The organism is Pedobacter miscanthi (assembly GCF_003315595.1).
In the GTDB taxonomy this organism is placed as follows: domain Bacteria; phylum Bacteroidota; class Bacteroidia; order Sphingobacteriales; family Sphingobacteriaceae; genus Pedobacter; species Pedobacter miscanthi.
This window is the reverse complement of record NZ_QNQU01000011.1, coordinates 84,849-96,910: the sequence shown is the minus strand read 5'-3', so window position 1 is coordinate 96,910 and position 12,062 is coordinate 84,849. Positions and strand designations below refer to the sequence as shown.

The 12,062-nt window shown below is 38.9% G+C and carries 7 protein-coding genes; all 7 read left to right on the top strand.

The window, feature by feature from the left end:
- Positions 1–102: 102 nt before the first annotated feature.
- The 7 genes from DRW42_RS14160 (at position 103) to DRW42_RS14130 (ending at position 11,862) form a co-directional block, all read left to right on the top strand.
- Complete coding sequence (locus tag DRW42_RS14160) at positions 103–2,370, top strand: GH92 family glycosyl hydrolase (RefSeq protein ID WP_113949481.1); 2,268 nt, start codon at positions 103–105, stop codon at positions 2,368–2,370.
- Between the two features lie 71 nt (positions 2,371–2,441).
- Complete coding sequence (locus tag DRW42_RS14155; protein WP_113949480.1) at positions 2,442–3,317, top strand: ROK family protein; 876 nt, start codon at positions 2,442–2,444, stop codon at positions 3,315–3,317.
- Between the two features lie 736 nt (positions 3,318–4,053).
- Positions 4,054–4,599 (top strand): discoidin domain-containing protein, encoded by a 546-nt coding sequence (locus DRW42_RS14150; protein ID WP_244215280.1) that lies wholly within the window; start codon positions 4,054–4,056, stop codon positions 4,597–4,599.
- Positions 4,600–4,719: 120 nt separating this feature from the next.
- Positions 4,720–7,935 carry a SusC/RagA family TonB-linked outer membrane protein gene (locus DRW42_RS14145; protein ID WP_113949478.1) on the top strand — a complete coding sequence of 1,072 codons (3,216 nt, stop codon included), beginning with the start codon at positions 4,720–4,722 and terminating at the stop codon, positions 7,933–7,935.
- Between the two features lie 10 nt (positions 7,936–7,945).
- Entirely contained in the window at positions 7,946–9,772 is a 1,827-nt protein-coding gene (locus DRW42_RS14140; RefSeq protein ID WP_113949477.1) for a RagB/SusD family nutrient uptake outer membrane protein, read from the top strand.
- 63 nt (positions 9,773–9,835) lie between these two features.
- Entirely contained in the window at positions 9,836–10,807 is a 972-nt protein-coding gene (locus tag DRW42_RS14135) for a hypothetical protein (RefSeq protein ID WP_113949476.1), read from the top strand.
- A 71-nt stretch (positions 10,808–10,878) separates the two neighbouring features.
- On the top strand, positions 10,879–11,862 hold the full coding sequence (locus DRW42_RS14130; RefSeq protein ID WP_113949475.1) for a basic secretory protein-like protein: 984 nt from the start codon (positions 10,879–10,881) through the stop codon (positions 11,860–11,862).
- The last annotated feature ends 200 nt before the right edge of the window (positions 11,863–12,062 follow it).

Below are 12,062 nucleotides of genomic sequence, written 5' to 3'. Positions count from 1 at the left end.
AATCAGCCTTGCCTGCACCATTTACCTATGCAGGTTAAAGCTGATTTTTAATATAGGGCCTGATTATACAGGTTGATAAGAATAATACACAAACAAACACAAATGAAACTTAAATTAATCGCATCCATTTTATGCTGCTTTGCTGCCAAAGGGTTATTGGCACAGCAGAAAGATTGGGTTCACTATGTAAACACGCTCCAGGGAACCAATTCCAAGCACGAACTTACACGTGGCAATACCTATCCTACATCGGCTTTACCATTCGGTATGCACACCTGGACGCCCCAAACCGGTAGAAATGGAGATGGCTGGAAATACCAATATTTCAAAGATAAAATCAGGGGCTTTCAGCAGGCGCACCAATGCAGTTCGTGGACGCGCGATTACGCTGTTTTCTCTTTAATGCCGATGGTTGATGAGCTGGTTGTTGACGAGAATCAACGAGAAACGCGTTTCAGCCATAAAGATGAGATTGCCAAACCAAATTATTATAAGGTAAAGTTCGAAAACGAGATTACTACCGAAATTTCTCCTTCAGAGCGGGGTGCGCACCTGCGTTTCAGCTATCCGAAAGGCAAAAGAAGTTTCCTGATCCTGGATGGATACACCAGGCTTAGTGGTGTTCAGATTTATCCTAAAGAAAATAAAATTACTGGTTGGGTAAACAACGGGGAAGGTTTTAAACGCGGCTGGAAAAGTTATTTTGTGATTCAGTTCGATCAGCCTATAAAAGCTTATGGTACCTGGGAGAACAAACGCAATACCGTAAATAAAGATTCGCTAACTGCTGAAGGCTTAGGCAAAGGTGCATTTGTACAGTTCGATTCCGGCACGAAAGTACAGGTTAAAACGGCATCTTCTTACATTAGTTTAAAACAGGCCGAACTGAATTTAAAAAGAGAATTGGGAAATGATAAAAATTTAGAAGATACCAAAGCTAATGCCGCTGCGGTGTGGAATAAATCACTTGGTAAAATAGAAGTAGAAGGTGGATCCAAAGCAGATATGGAAACCTTTTATTCCTGCTTTTTCAGGGCAAGTTTATTTTCGCGTAAGTTTTATGAACTGAATGAAGCCGGAAAACCATATTATTTTAGTCCTTACGACGGAAAAGTACACGATGGGTACATGTTTACCGATACCGGTTTCTGGGATACCTTCCGTGCGCAATTTCCATTAAACACATTGGTGCAGCCCGAAATGCATGGGCGTTACATGCAGGCCATGCTCGATGCTTATGAGCAATGTGGTTGGCTGCCTTCGTGGTCGTTCCCGAGCGAGGCAGGAAGTATGATCGGCAACCATGCCATTTCCCTATTGGCCGATGCATGGGCAAAAGGAATCAGGACCTTCGATCCCAAAAAAGCATTAGATGCCTATTATCATGAGGCAATGAACAAAGGCCCATGGGGGCCGGCAAACGGGAGGGATGGCGTAACCGAATATAACCAATTGGGTTACGTGCCTTACCCAAAATATAGAGAGGCTACCGCTAAAACCTTAGAATATGCCTACGATGATTATTGCGCTTATCAATTGGCCAAAATGATCGGCGATAAACATTATATGGAGGTTTTTGAAAAACCGATGTACAATTATAAAAATGTGTACGATCCTTCAACACGTTTTATGAGAGGCAAAAATGCGGAAGGCAAATGGTCGCCAAATTTCGATCCAACAGAGTGGGGCGGACCTTTTACCGAAGGTAATGCCTGGCACTGGCAATGGTCTGTTTTTCAAGATACCAAAGGACTCATCAATTTAATGGGAGGAAATAGTAATTTTACAGCCAAACTCGATTCTGTTTTTACTGAACCGAATAAAGTAAATGTTGGTTCGTACGGAGGTATGATTCACGAAATGACCGAAATGGTAATGGCCAAGATGGGGCAGTATGCGCATGGCAACCAACCGATCCAGCACATGGTATACCTCTATAATTATGCGAATCAACCATGGAAATCACAGTTCCATGCCCGCGAGGTGATGCGAAAACTGTACGATGCAACCGAAAACGGATATCCGGGTGATGAAGACCAGGGACAAACCTCATCATGGTATGTATTAAGTGCATTGGGTTTTTATAGCGTAACGCCTGGTACAGGGGAATATGTTTTAGGCAGTCCGGTATTTAAAAAAACGACAATTAATTTAGAAAATGGCAAAAAGTTCGTGATCGAAGCAAACGGAAATGATTCCGAGCACGTATACATTGAATCTGCGACTTTAAACGGTGAAAATTTTACTAAAAACTTCATTAATCATAGCGATTTGTTAAAAGGTGGAGTATTAAAATTAGAGATGAATGTTAAACCTTCGTTAAATAGGGGCATTTTAGATAGTGATAAGCCGTTTTCACTCAGTAAATAGATATTGAATTGCTATTTTTGGCGAACTATCTGATTAAATAAGAAAATAGATAACAGAAATATAGATATAGAATGGAAAAGCCTGTTGCATTAGGTGTAGATATTGGCGGCTCGCATATTACGGCCGCATTGGTGGATTTAGAAACAAGAACTTTGGTCGAAAATTCCATTAAACGTAGCCCTGTGAACTCACAGGAGAATAAAGAAGTGATTTTATCGGCATGGTGCGATATTATAAGCAAGGCTTTTCAGAACATTAAAAACGGTGCAAGGAATGTAGGGATTGCCATGCCCGGTCCGTTTAATTACGATCAGGGAATTTCACTGATCAAAGATCAGGATAAGTTTAAATCACTTTACCAGGTTAACGTGAAAGAAGAACTGGCCAAACGTTTGGATATTCCTACAGAAAATATCCACTTCATCAACGATGCCGCTGGCTTTTTACAGGGTGAGGTTTTTGCCGGTGCCGCAAAAGGAAACGCTAACGTATTAGGACTTACTTTAGGCACAGGCCTTGGCTCATCACTTTGCTTAAACTATAAAGCCTTTGATGCAGACCTTTGGAACTCTGAATTTTTAGATGGAATTGCGGAAGATTACCTTTCTACGCGCTGGTTCGTAAAACGTTTTAACCAACTTAGCGGAGAAGTTGTGGATGGGGTAAAGGAGCTTGTAGAAATTGTAGATACCAACCATTTTGCCACCAGGGTGTTTATGGAATTTGGTTATAACCTTGCCCAGTTTTTAATTCCCATTATAAAAAAACATAAAATCGATACCGTAATTGTTGGTGGTAATATTGCACAATCTTTTAGTGCATTTTCGCCTGAGCTGATTGCAACTTTAAAGGGTAATGGTATAGAAACTGATATCAAAATCTCAGAACTTAAGGAACATGCAGCCTTAATAGGTGCGGCGAGTTGCTGCGATTTAAGTTTAACATAAGGTATTTTGCCAGAGGGCATTAAATTCTTTCAGTTTTCTTAAAAATAACGGTAGAATTGTAATATTAATAAAGCAATTCTACTGTTAATCCTCATTTTTTCTTTTTTCTTAAGAAAAGCATAATTTTTGTAGGATATTTTCATTTGTTTTTCTCCTATATCTAATCAATTGACACATTTTTCATATTTTCTTATTAAAAAAAAGATATATAATTCTTGTTTTATTAAGAATATACTTATTATTGCTTAATAAAACGTTTTAGTAGCCAGCTGTTTATAATTTTTAAGCAGCAGATATACAGTCAAAAAATTGCCGGCCATATCAGGCATTTTTTTATCGAAAAAAACTAAAACGTTTTAGTCTAACTAATAACTAACTAATCATTCATACAGAAATACGAGGAGAAACTAAATGAACTAAAATTTACCTGATAATTATCCCCATTCCGCTTTAAACGGGAAACCAAAACAAACTAAATACTCATTTCATTTAAAAAAACATTAACCAGAAGTGGCATTGCCGCAGGCTACATGATGTTTTTTATTCAGCTAAACCAGTACAAATGCAAGCCTATGGCTCAATATGGTTTATCATTATAGGGTGTTTTTGGCAGTACGTAAAAAAGCTTAACGCACTTAAACATTAAAGTTCCTGATCACTTATTGATCTGCGATTAACTATTGCACATTTTAATAACTAACAAACTATAAATTAATCAATTATGAATCTTTTAAAAATGACCAAGAAAGCTGTCGGGCTCTGCTTTGCTCTAACTTTACTTCTTGGATGTGGTAAAGAAGAGTATCCGGCAGTGGATCTTTTTACCTGGAAAGCAAAAGTAGATGTGACCGCTAAGGCTGTACTTTCTGTTAACATCGAAAACGGTGCCGGTGCATCAGGGGGAGAAGGATCTTTAAAAGTGGTGGATAACGACATCAATTCAAAGTTTTTGATCAATCCTTACCAATCAAGCCTGTACATGCAGCTAACATTCCCTTCGCCCCAGCAGGTGGCATCCTATACTTTAACATCAGGTGATGATGCTCCCGACAGGGATCCTAAAAACTTGAAACTGAGCGGTTCTACAGATGGTAATAACTGGGTAGATCTTGATACCAGAACTGGTGAAACATTTTCGAGTCGCAAACTAACCAAAACATACAGCTTCAAAAACAAGGAACTGTATAAATACTACAGATTGAGCATTACAGCGAATAACGGTGGTGCTTTATTTCAATTGGCTGAATGGAGAGTAATTGAGGTGCCGGAAGAGCAGCAGTAGTGTTTAACTGTTTTTGTAAATAACATATCAAGATTTATACTGCCATTTAACGGCAGAAAATAAAATTTTCAACTGATCAATAGACCAAATAACAGCATTGCTGTTAACAACAAAAATTTTATGAAGAAAAAAAATACTAATTTAACTGGGGGCAGGCTCAGGCTTAAAGATTGTGCTTTTAAGGCACTTGCTTTTACAGTGGCCTTAAGCAGTGGTTTTTATGCAACAGCACATGCTTCGGCCATTAATTTAAGCAGTTCGGTTGTGGTTAACCAAGCCATAGCTGACATTGTAATTCGTGGTATAATTAAAGATGAGGCAGGTCTGCCGTTACCCGGTGCAGGTGTTAAAGTAAAAGGAAGTTCTACCAGTGCAGCTGCAGATACAAATGGCGCATTTACTATTACAGTTCCCGATCAAAATACAGTATTAGTTATAACTTATGTTGGTTATGATACAAAAGAAATCACAGTGGGTACTCAAAAGGTACTGGATATCCGCTTAAAGGAAACAACCGGTGCTAACTTACAGGAGGTTGCTATTGTTGGTTTTGGTACGCAGAAAAAGGAAAGCTTGGTTGGTGCGCAATCATCAGTAAAAGCTGAAGAATTAAAACAGCCGGTTTCGAGCATGAGCCAGCTTTTGGCAGGTCGGATTCCCGGCGTGGTTAATGTAACTAGAAATGGGGAGCCCGGTGCTACAGGTTCTGATATTTTTATACGCGGTATATCTTCACTAACCGCTAATGATCGTGGACCATTGGTAATCATTGATGGTGTTCCTAATCGTAACCTTAACGATATCAGTGTATATGATGTAGAAAACTTTACTGTACTTAAAGATGCTGCCGCAACAGCGGTATATGGTATCCGCGGAGCAAACGGGGTAATCCTGATCAATACTAAACAGGGTAAAATCGGAACACCTAAAATCAATGTGGAGTATTACGAAGGAGTAAGCCGTTTCACTAAAAGGCCACAGTTAATTGATGGTGTTGATTATATGAATTTAGCCAATGAAGCTAAATATTCTGATTATTTAAGAGGTGGAGCTGCTGGCGCATTTAACCCGGCTTATACCATAGATGCGATACAGAAAACAGCTGCTGGTACCGATCCGATCCTTTATCCAAATGTGAACTGGTTTGATGCCATTTATAACGATTTTGGTAGAAATAGGTCTGCCACGGCTAACCTTTCAGGAGGAGTAAGCAATGCCAAATATTACGTTTCATTAGGCTATTATGGTGAAGATGGTTTGTTTAAAACCGAAGAGGCAGCTAATTCTGCAGTAAAGCAAAACTTCAGCAGATATAATGTAAGTGCCAATTTAAACTGGGATATTACAGGAACAACTAAAATGGATTTGGGTATTAAAGGTATTTTAGGGCAAACTACTTATCCAAGTCAATATAATGCCCAAGATATTTTTTCTCAGGCTTTCCAGATTAATCCAACGTCGTTTCCGATTCTGTATCCAAATGGCAGCTTGCCAGGCATTAGTCCTCAAGCAGATCAGCGTAACCCTTATGGCGATATTACCAGAAATGGATATAAGGAGGGATATAGTAATCAATTGTATTCTAACCTTAGGTTAACACAAGATTTAAAAGCAATTACGCCTGGTCTTTCTGTTACTTCGATGTTTTCTTTTGATATTAACAATTCGAACACCTTAACAAGAGAAAAAAGAGAATCACTTTACCGTATAAATCCTATCGATCCGTATAACAAAGCTGGTGATCCTACATCAGGATACAAATATGGTCTAGTCTTACAGGGTCAGGATTTCTTAAATTACGGTATTGCCAATAGCGGCGATAAGAAGATGTATTTTGAAGCAGCCGTTAACTATAACCGTACTTTTGGCAAACATGCTTTAAGTGGCTTATTATTATATAACCAAAACGATAATTCAAATCCGTTTGCAGGTAACCTAACACTTTCTCTTCCATATAGGTTGCAGGGTATTGCCAGTAGAGCTACTTATGCTTACGACAATAAATATTTCTTTGAGTTTAACGTAGGTTATAATGGATCAGAAAATTTTGCACCCGATAAACGATATGGTTTCTTCCCGGCACTTGGTGTGGGATGGTTATTATCGAACGAGAAATTCTTTGAACCCCTTAAAAATGCTATTCAGATGGTTAAATTCCGTTATTCGGATGGTATTGTGGGTAGTGGTGGCAGTGGTGGCGGATATGCACAAAATGAGGGTGACCGTTTCTATTATTTAACAAAAGTTGGAAATTCAACCGGTTATACCTGGGGTCAAAGTGGAAATGTTACACCAGGAAACTCTACAACTACAGGTGGTTTGGGTGTAACGGCTTATGGTGTAGATGTAACCTGGGCCGAAACCCGTAAACAGGATTTAGGTTTTGAAATGAAAACCCTAAATAATAATCTTTCATTAATTGTAGATTTCTATAAAGAAAAAAGAGATAACCAGTTTATAACCAGAGGAACTGTTCCTAATTACATTGGTTTGGCCAATACGCCGATTGGTAACCTAGGTATTGTAGAAAATAAGGGTATTGATGGTACCTTACAATATGATGCACAGTTAGGCAAAGATTTCTCGATTAATTTCAGGGCTAATTTTACATATAACAAAGATAAGGTAATTGAGAACGACCAAGCACCTAAGGCATATCCATGGTTAGAGCAAAGAGGTTTAAATATTTTATCTCGTTTTGGTTATGTAGCCGAAAAATTATTTGAAACCCAAGCCGAAATTAATGCTAGTCCAACACAATTTGGACCACTAATACCAGGTGATATTAAATATAAAGATTTAAATGGCGATGGTAAAATAGATTCATTTGACCAGACAGTAATTGGTAGAGGTGATGTTCCAAGTACAACTTACGGTTTTGGTTTCTCTTTAACCTATAAAAATTTTGATTTTGGTTTATTCTTTCAGGGGCAGGATAATGCTGATATTTTATTGAATATCCCTTCATTTGCTAATTCTGGCGGTTTGGGCAACATGTTGGCAGTAGCTGCCGATCGCTGGACCCCGAGCAATCCAAATCAGAATGCGGTTTACCCACGTTTATCTTACGGCGGTACCAATAACAATAACTACCAACCAAGCACCTGGTGGAAACGTGATATCAGTTTCTTAAGGTTAAAAAATGCAGATTTAGGTTACACGCTTAAAGAAGGGATTAAATCAATCGGTGTTAAACGCTTAAGGATTTATGCAACTGGTTATAATGTATTTACCATTAGCAAATTTAAACTTTGGGATCCTGAGCTACAAACCACTAATGGTACCAGATACCCTTTAACCTCTAATTACTCTTTAGGTCTTACCGCTAATTTTTAAAATTAAAAGGATGAAAAAAATATTTATATACTCAGTTGCGGCATTGCTGATTGTTGGCAATTATGGCTGTAAGAAATTTCTAAATCAGGTACCTGATGATAGACTTACATTTGATCAGGTGTATGAAAAAAAGAATACCGTTGATAGGGCTTTGTCAAATATTTATGCCACAATTCCAAGTCAAACTGAAGATCGTTTTCCAAGTCAGGCTGGTAATATCGGTCCATGGACAGCTGCATCAGACGAAGCCGATTATACTTTGCCTAACTTTAGTGAGGTGGTAAACTCAGGTGCCTGGGATGCTACAAGAAATGAGGTAAACTACCACTGGCAAAATTTTTACCGTGGAATACAGTCTGCAAGTGCATTTATGGCTAATGTAACTAAATGTACAGATTGTAATATTGGCGGTATTGACTTTGTTAACCGTTATTATAATGAGGCAAGAGCCTTACGAGCAATATATTATTACTATCTGGTTAGACAGTACGGACCAGTGGTTCTGCTAGGGAACGATCCGATAGCTTCGGATGCGCCACTCGAAGCAATCAGTAAACCACGTAACTCTATGGATGAGTGTATCGATTACATTGTAAGCGAGTTAGACGCTTCAATTAAAGGTTTGCCTGCAACACCACAATCGGCAGAAGACTATGGGCATATTAATGGTTCAGTTGCCGAAGCTTATAAAATCAAAGCTTTATTAACAGCAGCTCGTCCATTATTTAATGGGAATACGGATTATGCAAGTCTTAAAAATAAAGATGGTAAACAACTGATTAACCAAACTTATAGTGTTGCAAAATGGACCAGGCTGGCAACAGCAGCCAAGGCGTTCTTAAATAACTCTAACTACGCCAGTTATACATTATATACCGTAAGTTCAACACCTGCTGGTGTGCCAAATACAGCATTTAACAGAGCTTTTATAGCCACCAGAGATGTAATGCTGGCAACCTGGAATTCTGAAATAATTTTCGCTAGAACTGGAGATGCTACCAATTATCAATACTCAGTGACGCCTAATCACCTTGGTGCTCCAGACACAGATAAGGGAGGTTCGTTCTTGTCTGCTTCGCAACAAATGGTTGATGCATTTTTTACGGTTAACGGCTTGTCTATTCAGGATGATCCTAGTTATAGCGCTTCCGGAACTTCAGCTTATCAGGCACCAGATCAGAATGATCAGGGTGCAGCTAGAGTAATCAGCAATATGTTCGTAAACCGTGAGCCCCGTTTTTACACAAATATTACTTATTCAGGTCGTAGATGGATCAATCCACAATCAACTATTATTACTAGCTTTGAATTTAATGGTAATGCGGGTAAATCAAATATCTCAAATACCGATTATACTAAAACAGGGTACACGCCGAGAAAACACATGGGAGTTTCTGGTAGAAATACAGGCAGACCAACATTCAGTGTAATCAGATTGGCTGAGATTTACTTAGACTATATTGAAGCTTTGCAGGAATCAAATCCTTCAGATCCGGACATTTTAATTTATCTTAATAAAATTCGTACCAGAGCTGGTATTCCTATTTACGGGAGCGGTGGAATCGCCGTGCCGACAGATATGAGAGAAGCTATTCGTAAAGAAAGACGTGTAGAACTTGCTTTTGAGTTAGACCGTTATTTCTACACCAGGGAATGGAAAATTGCCGAAACTACAGATACGCAGATCAGGGGTTTAAATATTTCTCAAAATGCACCTGGATTTTTCACACCGGTGGTTATCGAAAACAGGGTTTTCCAAAAGAAACATTATTTATGGCCCATACCTAATGGCGAAGTTCAAAAAGTTCCTTTAATTGTACAAAATACAGGCTGGTAAAATAAAAAAAGCACCGGGTGTTTCACCACGGTGCTTTTTTTAAACCCATTAAATATAAATGCTATGAAAAACATTCTCCCATTATCAGCCATTGCAGTGTTTGTACTACTTGCTTGCAATAGTAAAAAAGCACCTGTTGAAACCGTAAAACCGGCCCCTCCGCTTGTAGAAACTGTAGATCCGCCAGATGCACCACCCAAAACCTGGAAAGAACACTGGTTTGAACACATTCAATTGTTAAACCGCGTTTATTACGATACCAGTGTTGTGGTTTATTATGATGGCGACGTTAAATCAACCATTACCTGGCCAAAAATCTACATGGCAGAAGCCTGGAACTACACCAAAAAAGCCTATGGAAAATTTGGCGACGATAGCCGTTTATTTGTGATTTATCATGCCGGTAAATACGGTGGTGGTCATCCGGGTACTTATCTTGATGCAGGGCATGATTACCGGAATGTTACCGATTGCGGTTCTAACGACCTTGATGCCTGGGTAACCGGGCTAGATAACGATATTGATTTATCAACGCACGAAATTGGCCATATCGTAGAAGGTGCCTCAAAAGGGGTAAAAGAATCTCCCGCTTTCGATATCTGGCACGATAGTAAATGGATGGAAATCTATCAGTACGATGTATATCTGGGCTTAAACAGACCTGCCGATGCACAACGCTGGTCTGCTAAGATGATGACCACAACCGATAGTTATCCGAGAGCAGGTACACAATGGTTTAAAAACTGGTTTTTGCCGATTTACGAAAACTATGGTAAAACAAAAGTGCTAAACGGTTTTTTCACCCTGTTATCACAACAATTTCCTAAACAAGCCATTACTGTACAGGGCAAAAGTTATCAGCAATATACCCGCAAAATGAACTTTGGCGAATTTATCCACTTTTGGAGCGGCGCAGCCAAAGCAGATCTGACTTCGCTGGCATTAAGCGCTTTCGGACCGAAAGACGAAAAAGGTGCAGATTGGGCACCAATGCTTGCAAAAGCTAAAACCGATTTCCCTAATATTAGCTACTAAATTTATTACAGCGAAAGATTCAGCATAATAGGCTGGATCTTTCCTTTTTTATCAAAACACACAAATAACACATGAAAAAGAAATTTTTAATCCTGGCGTTGGTATCATTCTTAACAGGAACTGCTTTTGCTCAAAACAGAGAAAGAGAATATAAAATTACCATCAACAACGATAAAGACAGTGCAACTAATGTCATTGTAGATGCCAAACTAAAAGCTGCTTTTTTTCAGGTTTATCCAGGCTTTGCGCAGGCAGATGGTTACCGGACGAAAAGAAATGTGGTTTTGGATTTTGTAACTGATGAAACTCCAACAATTAAAGCCAAAGCCGGCGAAATTAAAGTGAACAGCGAATGGGTTAAAAACAAATCTCAAAAGAAAATCCAAAAGGAATTGTTCACCGCGCTTTCTAAAAACTGGGTTTCATATAGTAAAGAAAAACATAAAGGATACAGTTTAACTTTCATCAGCAAAGACCCGAATTTAGATCCAAACGTTAGAAAAAACTTAATTTCTACCTATTTCGAAATCTATCCAACTTTGGTAAAAACGTTTAATGATAAATCTACCCACGATGTACTATTCGTGGTAGATACTGCCTACAAAGCCGTGGCAGAAGCCAGTGGTAACAGAATTCTGTTCAGCGCAGGTTATATGAAAGCACACCCAACTGATATTGATGTGGTTACACACGAAACCATGCACATTGTTCAGGGTTATGGCTATAGTGCTGGTCCGGTTTGGTTAACTGAAGGCATTGCCGATTACGTACGTTATAAATATGGGGTAGATAATGTAGGCTCGAAATGGAGTTTGCCGGCTTATAACGAAAAACAGAGTTATACCAACAGTTACCGCATTACTGCCCGCTTTTTTGCCTGGTTAGAACAGAATGTAAAACCTGGATTAATTGCCACATTAGATCAGCAGTTAAGGGCACATCAGTATACCGCACAATCGTGGGAAACCTTAACCGGGAAGACCCTCGATCAGCTTTGGGCAGATTATGGAAATGAACCACAAAAAGTAACCCTTACCTATAGCAGCAAAAAATAATAGAGAAGTCAAGTTTGATTGGCAATATGCACGTAAAAACTTGACTTCTCTTAACGGGTAGTCGTCATCTCGACCGAAATGCAGTGTAGCGGAGAGATCTATCTGGAGATAGATTTCTCGACTTCGTTGCACTCCGCTCGAAATGACGATAGCTTTTTAAGCCCATTTTGTAAAAATAACCATCACTAAAGTAAAATTTT